This window comes from Acetobacterium wieringae, assembly GCF_026646375.1.
In the GTDB taxonomy this organism is placed as follows: Bacteria; Bacillota; Clostridia; order Eubacteriales; family Eubacteriaceae; genus Acetobacterium; species Acetobacterium wieringae_A.
On the sequence record NZ_JAIPPU010000011.1, the window covers coordinates 22,654 to 39,538 of the forward strand.

The 16,885-nt window shown below is 44.2% G+C and carries 13 protein-coding genes; 11 read left to right on the forward strand and 2 right to left on the reverse strand.

The genetic code is table 11. The features are described from left to right. Positions 1-55: 55 nt before the first annotated feature. Positions 56-1,042 (forward strand): hypothetical protein, encoded by a 987-nt coding sequence (locus tag Q7P33_RS10870; protein WP_303870274.1) that lies wholly within the window; start codon positions 56-58, stop codon positions 1,040-1,042. 269 nt (positions 1,043-1,311) lie between these two features. Further along, positions 1,312-2,280 (forward strand): aromatic ring-hydroxylating dioxygenase subunit alpha, encoded by a 969-nt coding sequence (locus Q7P33_RS10875; protein WP_303870277.1) that lies wholly within the window; start codon positions 1,312-1,314, stop codon positions 2,278-2,280. Between the two features lie 253 nt (positions 2,281-2,533). Here the strand turns inward: Q7P33_RS10875 and Q7P33_RS10880 are convergent, their stop codons facing one another. Beyond that, positions 2,534-2,782 carry a hypothetical protein gene (locus tag Q7P33_RS10880; RefSeq protein ID WP_303870279.1) on the reverse strand — a complete coding sequence of 83 codons (249 nt, stop codon included), beginning with the start codon at positions 2,780-2,782 and terminating at the stop codon, positions 2,534-2,536. Positions 2,783-2,972: 190 nt separating this feature from the next. Between Q7P33_RS10880 and Q7P33_RS10885 the strand changes: the two genes are divergently transcribed. From Q7P33_RS10885 to acsB, 3 genes are all read left to right on the forward strand, one after another. Continuing rightward, a complete protein-coding gene (locus tag Q7P33_RS10885) occupies positions 2,973-5,903 on the forward strand; it encodes a methyl-accepting chemotaxis protein (protein ID WP_303870280.1) in 2,931 nt (976 codons plus the stop codon). 338 nt (positions 5,904-6,241) lie between these two features. Then, positions 6,242-8,167 (forward strand): sigma 54-interacting transcriptional regulator, encoded by a 1,926-nt coding sequence (locus Q7P33_RS10890; protein WP_303870281.1) that lies wholly within the window; start codon positions 6,242-6,244, stop codon positions 8,165-8,167. Between the two features lie 215 nt (positions 8,168-8,382). After that, positions 8,383-10,518: an acetyl-CoA decarbonylase/synthase complex subunit alpha/beta gene (acsB, locus tag Q7P33_RS10895; RefSeq protein WP_303870282.1), complete on the forward strand. Its 2,136-nt coding sequence runs from the start codon at positions 8,383-8,385 to the stop codon at positions 10,516-10,518. 210 nt (positions 10,519-10,728) lie between these two features. Here the strand turns inward: acsB and Q7P33_RS10900 are convergent, their stop codons facing one another. Continuing rightward, the gene (locus Q7P33_RS10900) at positions 10,729-11,526 is read right to left on the reverse strand and encodes an EFR1 family ferrodoxin (protein ID WP_303870283.1); all 798 of its coding nucleotides are present in this window, start codon (positions 11,524-11,526) and stop codon (positions 10,729-10,731) included. A gap of 107 nt (positions 11,527-11,633) precedes the next feature. Here Q7P33_RS10900 and Q7P33_RS10905 point away from each other — a divergent pair, with 107 nt between their 5' ends. From Q7P33_RS10905 to Q7P33_RS10930, 6 genes are all read left to right on the forward strand, one after another. After that, positions 11,634-11,966, forward strand: a complete 333-nt coding sequence (locus Q7P33_RS10905; RefSeq protein ID WP_303870285.1) for a helix-turn-helix domain-containing protein — start codon at positions 11,634-11,636, stop codon at positions 11,964-11,966. A gap of 519 nt (positions 11,967-12,485) precedes the next feature. Further along, on the forward strand, positions 12,486-13,913 hold the full coding sequence (locus tag Q7P33_RS10910; RefSeq protein ID WP_303870286.1) for a HAMP domain-containing sensor histidine kinase: 1,428 nt from the start codon (positions 12,486-12,488) through the stop codon (positions 13,911-13,913). Positions 13,914-13,941: 28 nt separating this feature from the next. Further along, entirely contained in the window at positions 13,942-14,643 is a 702-nt protein-coding gene (locus tag Q7P33_RS10915) for a response regulator transcription factor (RefSeq protein ID WP_303870287.1), read from the forward strand. Between the two features lie 201 nt (positions 14,644-14,844). After that, positions 14,845-15,219, forward strand: a complete 375-nt coding sequence (locus Q7P33_RS10920) for a hypothetical protein (RefSeq protein WP_303870289.1) — start codon at positions 14,845-14,847, stop codon at positions 15,217-15,219. A 416-nt stretch (positions 15,220-15,635) separates the two neighbouring features. Further along, positions 15,636-16,232 (forward strand): GTP-binding protein, encoded by a 597-nt coding sequence (locus Q7P33_RS10925; protein WP_303870291.1) that lies wholly within the window; start codon positions 15,636-15,638, stop codon positions 16,230-16,232. Between the two features lie 15 nt (positions 16,233-16,247). Beyond that, entirely contained in the window at positions 16,248-16,730 is a 483-nt protein-coding gene (locus tag Q7P33_RS10930; protein WP_303870293.1) for a hypothetical protein, read from the forward strand. Positions 16,731-16,885 lie beyond the last annotated feature (155 nt).

Here is a 16,885-nt window from a genome sequence, read left to right on the forward strand (position 1 = left end):
GGCACCCAACATATAAAAAGACTCTGTGTAGTAAGCAACAATCACAAGGAGGAATATGATGGAGAGTATCGAATGGCTATTATCAGCAGAACCTTATGTCGCTTATGCCACCCGTAAAAATCTTTTGCATCAACCGGATCAGGACTTAACAGATTTAAAAAAAAAGGTTTTAAATGATGACCGGATAAAAGCACAATTACGCATTGTGGCCAATTTCTCCGATACCATGGTGAGTAATCACAAAAACCCGGATCTGCCCATCCACATCCTGATGTTTTTGCTGGACATTGGCTTAAATCGGGAGGTGCCGGAAATTGATCAGGCGATCCGGCAAATTCTAAAGACCGTTGATGAAAATGGTATTTATCGTAGCGTCATCAAGGTGCCCAAAAGCTACGGCGGTACTGGTGAAGAAACCTTGGGCTGGTTGCTCTGTGATGCACCGTTGATGCACCTGGCGTTACTGCGGGCTGGGGTTTCCTATCAGGAACAGCTTAAACCGGGGGTCGATTTTCTGGTTGGACGCCAGCGGGAGAACGGCTTCCCCTGTGCGGTTTCTAAAGAATTGGGACAATGGCGGGGACCGGGCAAGAAAGCCGATCTGTGTCCCTATGCCAATCTGGCGATGTTGAGACTTTTGGCTAGGATTCCCGAATACGCCCGCTTCAGCGTTGCCGGGATTGCCATTGAAGCCATCCTTTCGCAATGGGAAAAAAGTCGGGAATCCCATCCCTATCTGTTTTATATGGGTACGGATTTCCGGAAACTGAAAGCGCCGGTGATCTGGTTTGATCTGGTTGCCGTATGCGACTGTCTGAGCCAATACCCCCAGGCCCGCTGTGACCAGCGCTTTATGCAAATGCTGACGCTGCTGGAAACAAAGGCCGATGAGCAAAACCGGTTTACGCCTGAATCGATCTACCTTAAAAGTAAGCGCTGGGATTTCGGCCAGAAAAAACAGCCCTCGCCTTGGCTAACCTATCTGTGCCTGCAGATTCTGAAACGTTGTGATCGATTTGCTGAACAGACAGTCGAAGGATGATACAGTTAAAATAAAGCGTGTCAGGTACTTAACAGACAAGCAGTCAATTCTAGCGGAGAATTCAGGGATCTGCCAGTTTGACAGCTTGATTACATCAATAAAGGGAAAATTTATGCAAATGGTGATGATTTTTGGCGATTCTCTCTACCTGAGCTTGGATTTCTGCTAGAATAGAGGTCGAATGCAGCGTAATAAGCAGTGCCGTTCTGCGGCTATAAAACTCGGATCATAACAAAACTGCAAGTTATCAAAATGGAAAGGAAGAAGCGATGATCAGTAATCAATGGTATGCCATTTTGCCATCAAAGGCAGTGAAAAAAGAAGCGATTGTCAGCGTTAAACGGCTGAATCAGGAACTCGTATTGTTCCGTAACCGGGTCGGAGAACTTGGCTGTGTGGTTGATCAGTGTACCCACCGCGGAGCAGCGTTGAGTCGCGGGAAGCTGCAAGGGGAATGTCTTCAGTGTCCGTTTCATGGTCTGGAGTTTAACCCCCAGGGCCACTGTACTTTTGTCCCGGCCAACGGGAGGGCATCCACCGCAGATTTAAGTCGGTTTAACGTCAAGGCTTATGGGGTGCGGGAAAGCCATGGCATCATTTATCTGTGGTATGGGGAACCGGAAAAACAGACTGAGGAATTGCCGTTTTTTGATGGGGATATCGATGATTCGTTTGTTTATAGCGAAATTGAAGATCATTGGCCGACCCACTATTCCCGCTGTATTGAAAACCAGCTGGATGTGATTCACCTGCCATTTGTCCATCACAACACCATCGGACGGGGCAACAAGACATTGGTTAATGGACCCAAAATTGAGTTTGTCCCCGGGGGCCTGATAACCAGTGCCAATAATGAAACAGATGTCGGACAAACTCCCAAAGCGGCGGATGATTGCATCATTAAACCCACCTATTTGAAATTCTTGTTTCCAAACATCTGGATGAACCATATCAGTGAAGCCACCAAGGTTATTATTTGTTTTGCACCGGTGGATGATGAAAACACGATCCTGTACCTCCGCTTCTACTGCCGCTCAACCAGACTCAGGCCAGTTAATACTCTGATCGCCTGGTTCGGAAAATTCGGTAACCGGTTGATCGAGCGCCAGGACCGGCGGGTGGTAATCACCCAACGCCCCAAAGCTTCGGCATTTATCTCCAAGGAAAACCTGCTCTCCGGGGACGGACCAGTGATCCAGTATCGGCGCATCCGGGACGAGTTGAAGAACCGGAAATAACGGGAGTACCGCCATTCTTTAAAAATGTTCGCAACAAAATAAAAGTAATGCATTTACCAAGCGGTCTTGGCATTTTGGCAATTCGGTCGGTGCTGGGTAGACGATCGCTTGTGACCGTAACAGGCCCGGTGCAGCTGGGCCTGTTTGTTTTTTTGTGATGCTTTATCCAATTGAGTGCAGTGTTTTTTTGATAACCGTTTTATCGTATCAATCGGATTTTCTTTACTGCGCTTAATATGGGCCAAAAGGTTGTTTAGCGAAGCTGTTGAGCATCGATGACCACATAGCTGCCATCGGCCCACTGATCCAGGGCGATCTGGATCACCGGCGCACCATCGGTATCGATAAAAGCCTGGACAATTTCGTCATCCATCTGAGATTCGATGGCGACCTCAGTCACTCCATTAACGGAAAAGCCCTCGAAGGCTTTGATGATATCCCGCCAGATATCCCGGGAACCATCGATTTTCTTAAGATTATTGATAACCTCTTCAATATGCATGTTCGTTACCTCCCTAATACGATCTTTGTTCGTTTCATACCCATTCGTTACAGATTTAAAAAAATTTTTAAACCGGAGCAATCGATAAACAGCGGTGTCAATTTCCCTAATCGCAGGAAAACACACGCGTTGGCACGAAAATTGCTTGATTTAACACGTAAACAAAAACTTGAAAAAGGGGAAAGTAACGATGGAAGAGACAAAACGAAAACGTAAAACGATTAAGCGCAAACTGCTGGTTGTGCCCTTATGTTCGGTATTGGTGGGGGTGTTTGTCATTGGTGCCATCTCGGCTTATCTGACCCGCGAAAGCCTGCTGGCCGAAATGAGAGCCAACGGCTTTGCCACCTCCCAGCAGTTTGTTAAGCGGCTGGAAGACAACAGTGAAGCCCTCGCCGCCATGAACCTCATGATCGAGGAACAGATCCGCAGTATTGGCAATATTGTCATTGCCAACCGGGGGGCCATCAGTGATCCCTATCTGACGGCGCTGGCCCAGCAATCGGGGATCAATCAGATTTACTGGTTTAATGCCGCCGGTGAAATAGTTAGTGCGGTCAACGGCGAGTACGTTGGCTGGAAAGCAGAAGCCGGAGATCCCATCCATAATTTTATGGATAGCGGCAAAACCGAATTCATGGAAGCGATCCGCAAAAGCACCGAAACCGATGAGACCTTTAAATTTGGTTATATGAAAACCAGCACCGACGAATTTGTTCAGGCCGGAGTTACTGCCGATCGGATTACTGATCTAACCGAACGCTTTGGGTATCAGGCCCTGATTGACGAATTGTCAGCCAATGACCAGATTGTCTACGCCGGATTTATCGACCAGGATTTGACGCTGGTGGCCGATACCCATTCGGAGGATATCGGCAGCAGTTATACCGATAATGAAGCGGTGAAGGCGGCAGCCATTGATGGTCAGTCCTCAGCATCCGAATATTATTACGAGGCCGGTCAAGCCCGGGTCTATGATGTGCTGTATCCGGTAGTCATCAATGGCGAACTGAAGGGGGCCCTCAACATCGGCTATTCCATGGACGCCATTGAAGCCGCGATCTTTAAAAATATTCTGATGGTGGCGGTGGTCGGGCTGTTGGTTTTTCTGGTACTGGCCCTGATTCTCTACCGGGTGTCCACATCGATCACCACGCCGATTGCCCGCATCAGCGAGATGATCAAGGAAATGAGCCGGGGGCATTTGGGTCTGCGGCTGGGGTTTGACAGCGACGATGAAATTGGCGAAATGGCGACCGCCATGGACTGCTTTGCTGAAGACCTGCAGAAAGTGGTGATCGGCACGATGATCCAGATTTCGGATGGCGACGTTTCGGCAACGATCGAAGAAAAGGATGACGCCGATGAAATTTCCCCAGCGCTCAAGCGCACCATTGCCTCGATCCGCGGTTTGATTGACGAGGTGACCCGGCTGTCTCAGGCCGGTGTGGCTGGACAGCTTCAGGTTCGCGGTAACAGTGACCGGTTTAAAGGCGGCTTTCGGGATATCGTTAATGGGGTTAATGACACCCTGGATGCGGTGGTGGGTCCCATCAATATGGCGGCGGATTATGTTAAGCGGATCGGTGCCGGCGACATTCCGGCTAAAATTACCGCTGCCTATCAGGGTGACTTTGATACCCTGAAAAACAGTATCAATGCCTGTATCGATGGCCTGGGAGCGCTGGAAGAAGGCAACCGGATATTGGGGCAGATGAGTCATCACGATTTTGGGGAAAGCATGGATGGTCAGTATCGGGGCATTTATGCCGAATTGGCCCAGTCCATCAATAGCCTTAATCAACGGCTTAACGCGGTGATTGCGGTGGTTAATCATATTGCCGTCGGGAACCTTAAGGATCTTGATATGCTTCGTCAACTGGGGCAACAAAGCACCAATGATCACTTGGTACCAAGTCTGATTGGGATGATTGAAACCATTGAGTTATTAATTACCGAAGCCAATGGAATGGCCCGGATTGCCGTAGCGGGAAACACCGGTAATCGTGGCGATATTAGCCGCTTTCCCGGAGAATATGCCATGGTTATTGCTGGCTTTAATAAAACCCTGGATGCTCTGGTGGGTCCGATGATGGAGGCATCGGATGCGCTGGAAGAACTGGCCCGGGGCAATCTCAACGCGGCCATGTCCGGTGATTATCAGGGTGATTATGCGCTGATTCGGGATAATATGAATCAGACCATTGCCTTTTTAAAACACTATGTTGATGAAATTACCGCTGTTTTGGAAGCAGTGGGTAAGGGCAATCTCGATCAGGAAATAACAGCTGAATATTGGGGTGATTTTCTGGCGATTAAAGAAGCTCTCAACCAGATTACCGGCAATCTCAGCCAGACCCTTACTGAGATTAATGTGGCAGCCACTCAGGTGGAAACGGGAGCCCGACAGATTGCTGATGGTGGCCAAGCCCTATCCGAGGGTACCATGGAACAGGCCAGTTCAATTCAGCAGCTGACTGCCTCCATCGAAGCAGTGACGACAGAGACCAAACGCAATGCCAGCAATGCCAAGCAAGCCAATGTTCGGGCACTGGAGGTGCGCAACAATGCCGAAATTGGCAACCAACAAATGGGAAAAATGGTTACGGCAATGGTGGAGATTAATGAATCGTCCAACAATATTTCAAAAATTATTAAGGTCATTGATGACATCGCTTTCCAAACCAATATTCTGGCCCTTAATGCAGCGGTGGAAGCCGCCCGGGCCGGAAGCCATGGTAAGGGTTTTGCCGTTGTTGCCGAAGAAGTCCGTACGCTGGCCGCCCGGAGCGCCGAGGCTGCCAAAGAAACTACCAGTCTGATAGAAGGGTCCATTGATAAGGTCGAAGTGGGATCAAAACTGGCCGATGAAACGGCTGCCAGCCTCAAAGAAATTTTGACTGAAATTAAAAAGGTTTCTGATCTGGTCGCCAATATTGACCAGGCTTCCGGCGATCAGGCGGTGGAAATTGCCCAGATTAATAAAGGTATTGAACAGGTCTCTCAAGTTGTTCAGACGAACTCGGCCACCGCCGAGGAAAGTGCGGCGGCCAGCGAGGAACTGACCGGTCAGGCCGAACTGCTGAAAAAAATGGTCGGGGAATTTGTTCTAAAAGGTTGAAACCCGGATTCTAACAGCACTTTTGGCATTCTCCGGTCGTTATGTGGCAAAAGTCAGAGTGCCAACGTTTAGGTGCAAAAAATAGCGATGTGCAAAATATGATGACACGTGTGAAAAAAGCAACCGTATTGCTTAAAAATCGCAAGAAAAACGATAAACTGGAAGGTTAGCCGTAGTATTTTTTTGCACCTTGGATGAAGCTTGGATCGGTCACTGTAGGACGAAAAAGGTAGTTTAAAAATCAGAAATAAATAAAAACAATCAAGCGATAAGATGGCTATTTTGTCGCTTTTCTATTATAATAGAACTATTATCGATAATCACAAAGGAGCTGTGCGATGTTTAATAACGGCATTGTGAACCATGAAAATTATAATCACGTTGAGAAAAATTTAAAAAATGTGCTGAATCTCGCCAATACTAGTGGCAATTCCAAGGCAGTTGAGGAAGAAATTTATTATAATACGGCAAAAAATGTTGGCCGCAGTCTGAATGTTACTGATTATAACAGCCTGGCGGAAAAGATTATGGCCCTGGGGATTGGTCAGATTGTGATGACCAACATGTCCGATAACAAAATTGTCTTTCGACTGTATGACTGTTTTACTTGTAGTGAGATGGAAAATATCGGCAAACCGGTTTGTTATTTTGAAGCCGGGATTTTGGCCGGTGCTGTCAGTACCATCAGCAATCAGGATATGGATGCCATCGAAGTACGCTGTAACGCCCTTGGTGATGACTATTGTGAATTTGAAATCACTCCGGCTAAGGGCAATAAAAAGAGATTTCAGCCCGTCCGTGACGATGAAAAACCGGATATCAACATGCTTTATCTGACCATCAATTCACTGAAGCTGGCCAAAAGTAAAAATCAGATCCAATCCCAAAGCCAGCGTTCCAGCCGGGCCAATAAACAACTCAATGTTGCCCTGGAAAATGCCCTTGAAGCCGATAATTTCAATCAGAATATTATTGACAGCATTCCCAATTATCTGGCGGTGATTGACAACTCCGGTATGGTTGTGCGGATCAACAAAAAGTACCAGGAATTTCTGTCGTTGGCTTTTGAAAAAGACACCAGTATTATTTCACTGGCCTGGGAATCAAAATATACTGAGGTACTATCGACCGGAAAACCGGCCATCTGGCGGCAGATCATTTCCGGCAAGGAACATATCATTTTTGAGAGCCCGATTTTAGAATCCCAGGCGGTGTTGCGCCAGGTGATTCCGGTGGAATCGGATTTTATAAAACTGCTGCTGGATAAAATTTCTGACCTTGAAGAACGGATTGACAACAGTAATTTGGCCAGCCAACAGCTTAAACTCAAAGATGATCGTATTGTTGTTTTCAGCGAGGCAATGATCGGCCAGGTAAACTATATCAGGAAGGTTGCCAGAACCGATGCCTCGATCTTAATCCGAGGCGAAAGTGGCACTGGCAAAACGATGTTTGCCGAGGTAGTGCATCAGGAAAGCCCCCGCAGTCATAAGCCCTTTATCTACATTGACTGCACCACCATTCCCAAGAATTTTTTTGAAACCGAACTGTTTGGCTACACACCGGGAGCCTTTACCGGAGCCAGTAAAAACGGTAAAGCCGGCAAACTGGAAATGGCCCAGGGCGGCACGGTTTTCCTTGACGAAATCGCCGAGATTCCGATTGAAATTCAGTCAAAGTTATTGCGTTTTCTGCAGGAAAAGAAATTTGAAAAAATGGGTGATGTCAAGACCCAGCAGGTTGATACCCGGGTGATTGCTGCCACCAGTCAAAACCTCGAAGCGATGATTCGGGATGGTTTATTCCGTAAGGACCTTTACTACCGCCTCAATGTGATCAATATTGTCCTGCCGCCACTGCGTGAAAGGCGTGACGAAATCCCGGCGTTGGCTGCAAAGATTCTTAGTCAGATCAGTGAAGAAACCAAAACTGGGCTCAAGCGGATTGATGAGTCCGGCATTCAGGCGCTGATGCGCTATGATTGGCCCGGCAATATCCGGGAGTTGGAGAATCTGTTGAAACGGCTGAGCTTTCTGGTGGACGATGAGGTGATTAAAAGCCAGGCGATTATAACCGAGCTACATGCGGCGGTGACCTTAAACAATGGGGTCGGGGGCGCCGCCAGTGAAATCCGGGAAAATGAACGCGAGCTGATCATCCGAGTGCTGGAGAACTGTCAGCATAACAAGTCGGCAGCAGCCGAAAAACTCGGCATCACCCGCCAGACGCTTTATAATAAAATCAAAAAATATCAGATTAGTTAGCGAGCCAGTTGCCGAAACACGTGTCAAGTGGTGTCAAAAAGTGTCAAGTGTTCATTGACAGTGTCAAAAATATAGACACAAAAAATAGACGCCTTTGGACAAAAATCGCCATTAATTGGGGATTTACAGGTAGATTTTGGTTTGGCACAAAACTTGCATTATTCAGATATGTACAACAAATAAAATATTTCTTTGAAAAGGAAGAGTGAAAAACGATGAGTTTGACAGATTTAATTTACGCTGGTTCCAATGCGGTTGCCGGATTAACTGAAGGTGCGGTCAATGACGCCATTGAAAAATTTGGTGCAGATCATGCTGTGGGCTACCCCGATACCGCTTACTGTTTACCGATTATTTATGCAGCAACTGGGGTTAAAATCAAGACCCTGGGCGATTTGCCTGCAGCTGTGGGGATTCTTAAAAGCCTGATCACCAATAAAGAAGATCTGGGCGAAGCCTTAAACGCCGGTCTGGCCACAGCCGTTGGCGCGGAAATTATTGAAGCCATCCGCTATCTAGAAGGCGACCCTTACGCCAATGATTCTGGCATCGGTTTTGTCCCTGATCCAATTATCCGGTCATTGGGTGTGCCACTGGTAACTGGTGATATTCCCGGAATTGCCGTACTGCTGGGCGAAGCTGCTGACCCCGCTGCTCTGGCTGCGATTGTCAAAGACTATCAGGAAAAAGGCTTGCTGACCTTTATGGTTGGTAACATTATTGAGCAGGCCCTGGAAGGCGGTGTCAAGATGGGGCTGGATTATCGGGTGATCCCGTTGGGTCATGAAGTGACCTCCGTTATCCACGTGGTCTCCGTGGCGATTCGGGCGGCCCTGATTTTTGGTGGCATCGAACCGGGCAAACTGCCAGAGTTCTTAACCTACACCAAAGAACGGGTTCCGGCTTTTGTCAATACCTTTGGTGAACTCAACGAAGTGATTGTTTCCGTAGGTGCGGGTGCCATTGCGCTTGGTTTCCCAGTCATTGCCGATGTACCGGTACCTGAAGTTCCTGGAGCCCTGATGACTCAGGCCGACCACGCCAAAACCGTCGAATTTTCTCTGGAAGCCCGGGAAATTAAAATTAAAGTCACCAAAATCGATGTGCCGGTTTCTGTGGCCTCGGCTTTTGAAGGGGAACGTGTTCGGAAAGACACCATGTTTGCTGAATTTGGCGGCAACAAAACCGAGTGTTGGGAACTGGTCACTACCGGTGATCCGGCAACCATGGAAGATCACAAAATCACTGTTATCGGACCGGATATCGATGATCCGAGCTTTGCCGACGCCGATGTCGTGCGTCTGCCACTGGGGATTGTTGTTACGGTTGGCGGTAAAGCAATGCAAAAAGATTTCGAAACCGTTCTGGAACGTCGTATCCACTATTTCACTAACTACATCGATGGAGCCATGCATGTGGGCCAACGTAACATCGCCTGGATTCGTCTGACCAAAGAAGCCTTTGCAAAAGGATTCCGCTTAAAACATATCGGTGAAGTGCTGTATGCCAAAATGCGTTCTGATTTTGAAAAGGTGGTTGATAAATGTGAAATCACCATCTACACCAACGCTGACGACGTTAAACGTCTGGGCGAAGAAATGGTTAAACCGATTTACGCTGAGCGAGATGCCCGAATGAATGCCCTGACCGATGAGAGTGTTGATGAATTCTACACCTGTTTATTGTGTCAGTCTTTTGCGCCCAGCCATGTTTGCATCGTTACCCCGGAACGTCTGGGTCTGTGTGGTGCGGTTTCCTGGCTCGATGCCAAGGCGACCAAAGAACTTGATCCCGAAGGACCCAATCAGCCAGTTGTTAAAGGCACCGCCAGTGATGAACGAGTTGGCCGTTGGGATTCGGTTAACAAGGCTGTTGCCAGCGCTTCACAAGGTGCAGTAGAAAGCGTCACTCTGTATTCAATCCTTGAAGATCCAATGACTTCCTGTGGTTGCTTTGAATGTATCTGTGGAATCATGCCTGAAGCCAATGGCGTGATCATTGTCAACCGTGAATTCAGTCAGACCTCACCGGTTGGGATGACCTTCGGCGAGCTGGCCTCCATGACCGGTGGTGGTGTGCAGACCCCCGGCTTTATGGGTCACGGTCGGTTCCTGATTGGTTCTAAAAAGTTTATGTCGGCTGAAGGCGGACTACAACGCATTGTCTGGATGCCGAAAGAATTAAAAGACGATGTGGCTGACCGCTTGAACAAAGCCGTTGTAGCCATGGGTGGACCGGAAAACTTTGCCGACATGGTCTGTGACGAAACCATTGCCACTGATTCCGAAGCGGTTCTGGAATTCCTTGAAACCAAGAATCATCCCGCTTTGGCGATGGATCCGATTATGTAGGCATTTCGCCAACACGTATACTAAAAAAAGACAAGTAAAAACGCATCTCAATTTGAACCGACCTCCAATCGTTAGAGTTTTAGTCTAACTTTTGGGGGTCGGTTCAGTTAGGTAATTCGTTACGGATGATGTAGTTCAATTGTATAATGTTTGACCTGGGATTAATCGCCTGGTTTGCGTTATGTATCGATGAAAAGAACATCAAACTCACTAACTAAATGAAGAGTCTAGGCGATTTTTAAATTGAATTAAATCATTTATACTAACACTTGGGCTGAGATATCTTTGACGATTTTTAGTTCGATTTTTATAGTCAATTGCTTTTGACGGACAATTTTGAATACATGCCATACATTGTTGGCAGGTATGATTATATTTGGGTTTTTTATTATAAATCATAATATTATTTACTGGACATAATTTTTCACAAAGTCCACAGGAGGTACAAAGATCCGACACTTCAAAATTGAAATCACTCGTCGGAACTTTCTTCAATTGATATTTATTATAAAAAGCTAAGAGCTTAGAACTCTTATTAGCTATCAGGGTCTTTCTATTTCGAATTTCTAAAACAAATTGTGAAATCCAGATATTGTATTGAGCCTCGATTTGTTCAGTTGTACCTTTTGCGTTGTATAAAGCGATTGCATTATCCCCCATTACTCCATGATTTACGTAATTTAATATGATATTGTTTTTTGCTAGAATCTCATATATTTCGCTTAACGCATTCCCTTTTAATCTGCCGCATGTTGCAATTGCAAATAGATATGTATTTATAGACTTTTTCAATGAAATATTTTCTACAAACAGCTTAACTTGTATTGGCAATCCTTGATAGTACACAGGAAAAATAAATCCGATTCTTTCATAATTATCCTTAAGCAATTCTATGTTTTTTATGTTCATGGGATATACTTCACAATCAATTAGTCCTACTGAAATATCGCGTGCAACACGGTAACTATTTCCAGTTCCAGTAAAACAAAAAATGATGTTCTTTTTCATATGATCCTCCAATAAAATAAATTTTACTTTTATTCAATTATAATTATAATATAGTAATAAGTATAGAACGCACATATTTTATAGGTACTATCAAAAAGGAGAGTAATATGTTAGAAAACACTTCAAAGCTTAGAACAATCGATTATGCTCTTTATGAACAAGTAGTTAATATGATTGGTGGAAAGTGGAAAATGCGAATATTTTACGTTCTTGCTATGAATCACGTTCTGCGTTATGGTGAAATAAAAAAATTGCTAATTCCAATTACCCACAAGATGTTAAGTACGCAACTCAAAGAAATGGAAAAAGATGGATTGATCCTTCGAAAAGAATATCCTCAAATACCACCAAAGGTTGAATACTCTTTGTCTCAAAAAGCAATTGATTTGCGGCCAATGTTTGAGTCAATGTGTGATTGGATTCATAAATATTTGAAATAATTATTTAAAAGACAAACTCGCGTACAAACTGTAAAAATTGCTGTGCAACCCTCAAAACAGTAATCAGGGCATTTATTCAGTTTCAGGGAGGAAAACATTAATCAATTTCAGCTGAGAGAACAATCAAATTGAAGTGAACCCGAAGAGGAAGGAAAGTAAAAACCATGAGTTTTAGCCATCTCATATTAAAAAAGCTTGATTTCAATTCGCGACTCTTTGGGTTATGTGGCGACCCTGCAAATTGGCCGACATGCCGCCTTGTTGTTTGATACCATGGCTGGCGTTGGTGATTTGTTCGGTCATCAATGATGCCGAAAAGAAAAACTATAGTGCTTATTTAGAATTTGTTTAGCTTTTGTTACCTGGCAGTTTAGCGGGCAGTGTTATAATTTGTAATAATCAAAGTATTAATATGACAAGAATTGAGTGAACCATTCCGTTTTAAGGTAAAATGGCAATGATATGATTACGAGTGCGAGCGGTTCACTGTCATTCTGATGAGATGAAAAAGAGGGATAAATGAAGATTCAGAAGCGAATGTTGTTGTCGAATGCATGGATACTGACACTGGCACTGCTGGTATTACTGGGGATCAGCAGTATTTTGTTTAATATATTGCGGACGGAAGGGGATGTTGAAGGTCGTATTTATGGCGATCAGGAGATTTTTGAAGCAGCTCAACAGCTGGTCGGATTCAACGGGAATGATCTGGCCGAACTTGACAGAATTCTCAAGGAAGAAAACTACCAGTTTTTGATTTATCAGAACGGTGAAGCGGTTGCTATCAATATCGATTCAGACAACAGTTTGAAAAAACAAATTACTAAAATGAATCTGTCAACCCAACCAGGTCTTTGGTATCTGGAGCCAAACATTGTGGTTGGCGCAAAAATATCAATTGCGGGGAAAGGCTATGACGCATATATTGTCTTACCGATCGATGAGGAAGAGACGATTGTTGAAGGACATCGGATCAAATTGTCGTTATTTTTGGTGGTTGGATTGCTGGCCGTTGTTCTGATCCTGATATTTAGTCTGCTGTTCACCAAAAGGATGACAAAACGAATCATCACACCGGTTAATAAACTGCTCAATAGCGCCAACCGGATTGAGCAGGGGGATTTGTCGACGCCCATCGAATATCGGGGGGAAGAAGAATTTGAAACGTTATGTGACGCTTTTAACCACATGCAAGAGCACTTAAAACGGGAACAGGAAAAAAATGCCGCTTTTGAGTGTGCCAGAACCGATATGGTGGCAGGGATATCCCATGATCTGAGGACGCCGCTCACCTCAATTAAAGGATATGTCAAGGGAATCCTCGATGGGGTGGCAGCTACCCCGGAAAAACAGCAGGCATATTTAAAGATTGTCTATGAAAAAGCCATAAGCATGGAAAAGCTGCTTCAAAAGCTGTTTCTTTACTCAAAATTAGAAACCGGAAATTTGCCGTTTAACTTTATCGAAACAGATATGAATGAATTTCTTGGTAAATATATCCAGCAGGAAATACCTGAATTAGAGCACCGTGGTGTTATCCTGAACTATACAGTTGCTAGCGATAACGAGTATCCGGTCACGATTGATACCGAACAGCTGACCCGAGTAATGGGTAATCTTCTTGAGAATGCCGTTAAGTATTCCCAAAGTCCTGCCCTTGAGATTGCGATTGGACTGAAACGAAACGATGACTTTGCGACCATCACAATTAAGGATAATGGTGTAGGGGTCAGTAAGGATAAAATTGGGCATATCTTTGAGCAGTTTTATTGTGCCGATGAGGCTCGGGGAACAAGTGGAAAAGAAGGCAATGGTCTAGGTCTTTATATTGTAAAACATATTGTGACAGTCCATCAGGGAACAATCACAGCTGAAAACGACAAGGGTCTAAAAATTACAATCAGGATACCATTAACCAGTCAAAAGAAATGGCAATCAGGAATTTAATGGTCATATGCAGGAAGGAGGTCTTGGAGTGGCAAAAATATTAATCGCAGAAGATGATTCTGAAATTGCGATGCTGGAGCGGGATTATCTTGAAATGAACGGATATGAAGTCGTCATGATTGAAAAAGGGGATTTTGTTGTGGCAGAATTGGAGAAGCAAGCGTACAGTCTGGTTATTCTGGATTTGATGCTGCCTGGCAGGAGTGGTTATGAGATCTGTCGTGAAATCAGGGATAAAATTGATATTCCAATTCTGATGGTAACAGCTCGACAGGAATCGGTGGATAAAATCAGAGGACTAGGACTGGGAGCAGACGATTATATCACCAAACCGTTTGATCCGGCCGAGCTTGTGGCGCGGGTAAAATCTCATTTAAACAGGTATGAGCGGTTGACTGGTGGGGCAGCAGGCATTGAAAAAACGGATAATAACTGTGTGCAAATCGGCACGATAAAAATTTTGCTGAAAAGCTGGAAAGTTTACAAAGGTGAAGCAGAAATCAAATTTCCAAACCGGGAGTTTGAGTTGATGAAATTTCTGGCGATGAATCCCAATATCGTATTTTCAAAGGAACAATTGTTTGAAAAAATATGGGGCTATGATTATCTCGGCGATAGCGCAACGGTCACCGTCCATATTAACCGGATCCGAGAAAAGATCGAAGACGATCCGTCAAAGCCAGCCATCATTGAAACGGTTTGGGGGGCCGGATACCGATTAAATTTATAAATGAAAATCGTTTAATCTAAATTTATTAAGCGAACAAGAAGCAGATCGTATCGATGATAGGGTCTGCTTTTTATGAGTAATTGAAAGCGCTGAAGGAATAGAAGTGTTTAGATTTTCTTTAGATTTTGTTTAGATTTTTTCATCTGTCAGTTTATTGGTTTTAAGTATAATTGACCCATAAAATAAACAGAGGAGATTTAAATGATTGAGTTAATTATGGGGATTGATGCACTTTGCGCAAAATTGGCAATGCTGGCTTTGTTGATTGTATCAGCCAAATTTGTGAGCAAAAGAATCAAAATAAAAGCGTTAGACCGGTTTTTGATGAAGGTTCATCGTCCGGCTGGCTATGTTCTGGTTGGAACCGGCGTTATTCATATGGTTTTATCCTTCAGTCAGGTCAGCACAACGGCAGTGCTGGCTTATGTTGTCGGTTTTATCAGTCTGGTTGCCATTATCGCAGCAATTCTGGCTTTTTACAAAAAGAATAAAGTCGGCGGCCGCTGGATAGTCTGGCATCGCATCTTTACAGCTGTTGCAATGATCACGGTTGTTCTGCATCCGATGTTAAGATAGTAGAAGTAAAGTGGGGCTGGGATAAAGTGTTGAAAGGTCTGCGATTTTGGAATAATGCTCCGGCTATCATGTTTGATGAAAATAATATTGACAACTACTAAAACTATTTTTACTAAAAAGTACATTTATTTTAAGATTCGGTTAAATCGAATCTTTTTTTGTTTATGAGTTGGATTATACCATTTCAAAGAAGACGCAGGTCTGATATAACCATATTCTTTGTTATATCTAAAGCATCAACAGCACTGTTCTAATGGTGGTATGACGTTGAGACAATCTTCTTAAGTCTTGCCAAGACGACAGAGACATATCGTAAATAAATAAAAAATTGCGAAAGCATCTTGACAAAACGTTTACAGTAATATATATTAAATCCATACATACTTGTACGTATAAGTTAAGAATGGAGAATGATCATGAATGGATCAAAAATAGTTTTATTTACCGGGTTTCTTGGTTCCGGCAAAACATCACTATTGCTACGCTGTGCAAGAAATCTTGCAGAAATAAAAAAAAGTAGTGCCATCATTGTTAATGAGGTGGGCGAGATTGGCATTGACAATCTGCAAATGAAAAAAATGGGGTATACGGTCTGGGAAATATTCGGCGGCTGTATCTGCTGTACCCTTTCTGTCAGTTTGGAAGATACCCTCACTCAGTTAATGACGAATTATGAACTCGACTATATTTTAGTCGAACCTTCGGGAGCGGCTGATCCTTCAGCAATCTATCCGGCTCTTTCGCATAGTGGTTTTTCAAAAGAGAATATCAGAAATGTGATGATTCTTGATCCGACGCGAATTGAGATGTTTGAAGCGGTATTGGAACCGTATTTAGCGGCGTCGGTGCCACTGGCTGATTTTGCCGTTATCAACAAAATTGATGTCGCAACGGCAGTTGAAATCAAAAAAACTGAACGGGTGATTAAACAGTATCACCAGGATTTACCGACGGTGCAAATTGATGTGAAGCAATTGCTTAATGAACAGATCCAAAAAATCATTGGTGGTTAAATAAGGAGAACGACAATGTATCAGAATATTTTTGAAACACTGGCCATTGAGACAACACTGACGTTACGTCAGGCAGGGTCGAGCAAAAAATGGCAGGAAATCGGCTGCTTTTTTATCCAAAATTATCTTGAGCAGTTAAGCAAGACCGAGAATTTCATGATTGGACATATCAAAGCGATTATTGAATTGGGTGAAGACCGTTTTATTCGTCTTAGTAGTGTCGATTTGAATAAACCGGTAAATTGTGAACTCAATGGGGCTGACAGAGAAAGTTGCAAAGGTCACCTGACCTTTAATGCCATTGTATCTGGGATTGATAAAAAAAAGAATCTGCGAAATTTTCATCTGGCCCTGGCACGAACCTGTAGTGTGTATGAAATGCTGACTGACTATCGGGAAAGCAATCAACCTGAAGAAGCAACGCATCATACCTGTGGAGAAGATGTCTGTCAGGTTTGTCATGGCAATCATGAACATGATGGCACCTGTGAGCATTAGCATAATAATCGATTAACATCGTTATTATAAATTAATACAGGAGGTAGATGTGATGTCAAAAAAACAAAAGACTCCTTAATTCCAGGGATACAGGGATTGCGGCCCTTAATTAGTAGTCACGGAAAAAAGGAGATCTCATCAGAATTTTACCATAA

Excerpts from the sequence above, each read along its gene's own strand:
- Q7P33_RS10870 (WP_303870274.1), top strand. The coding sequence starts at position 56 with ATGATGGAGAGTATCGAATGGCTATTATCAGCAGAACCTTATGTCGCT.
- Q7P33_RS10875 (WP_303870277.1), top strand. The coding sequence starts at position 1,312 with ATGATCAGTAATCAATGGTATGCCATTTTGCCATCAAAGGCAGTGAAA.
- Q7P33_RS10880 (WP_303870279.1), bottom strand. The coding sequence starts at position 2,782 with ATGCATATTGAAGAGGTTATCAATAATCTTAAGAAAATCGATGGTTCC.
- Q7P33_RS10885 (WP_303870280.1), top strand. The coding sequence starts at position 2,973 with ATGGAAGAGACAAAACGAAAACGTAAAACGATTAAGCGCAAACTGCTG.
- Q7P33_RS10890 (WP_303870281.1), top strand. The coding sequence starts at position 6,242 with ATGTTTAATAACGGCATTGTGAACCATGAAAATTATAATCACGTTGAG.
- acsB (WP_303870282.1), top strand. The coding sequence starts at position 8,383 with ATGAGTTTGACAGATTTAATTTACGCTGGTTCCAATGCGGTTGCCGGA.
- Q7P33_RS10900 (WP_303870283.1), bottom strand. The coding sequence starts at position 11,526 with ATGAAAAAGAACATCATTTTTTGTTTTACTGGAACTGGAAATAGTTAC.
- Q7P33_RS10905 (WP_303870285.1), top strand. The coding sequence starts at position 11,634 with ATGTTAGAAAACACTTCAAAGCTTAGAACAATCGATTATGCTCTTTAT.
- Q7P33_RS10910 (WP_303870286.1), top strand. The coding sequence starts at position 12,486 with ATGAAGATTCAGAAGCGAATGTTGTTGTCGAATGCATGGATACTGACA.
- Q7P33_RS10920 (WP_303870289.1), top strand. The coding sequence starts at position 14,845 with ATGATTGAGTTAATTATGGGGATTGATGCACTTTGCGCAAAATTGGCA.
- Q7P33_RS10925 (WP_303870291.1), top strand. The coding sequence starts at position 15,636 with ATGAATGGATCAAAAATAGTTTTATTTACCGGGTTTCTTGGTTCCGGC.
- Q7P33_RS10930 (WP_303870293.1), top strand. The coding sequence starts at position 16,248 with ATGTATCAGAATATTTTTGAAACACTGGCCATTGAGACAACACTGACG.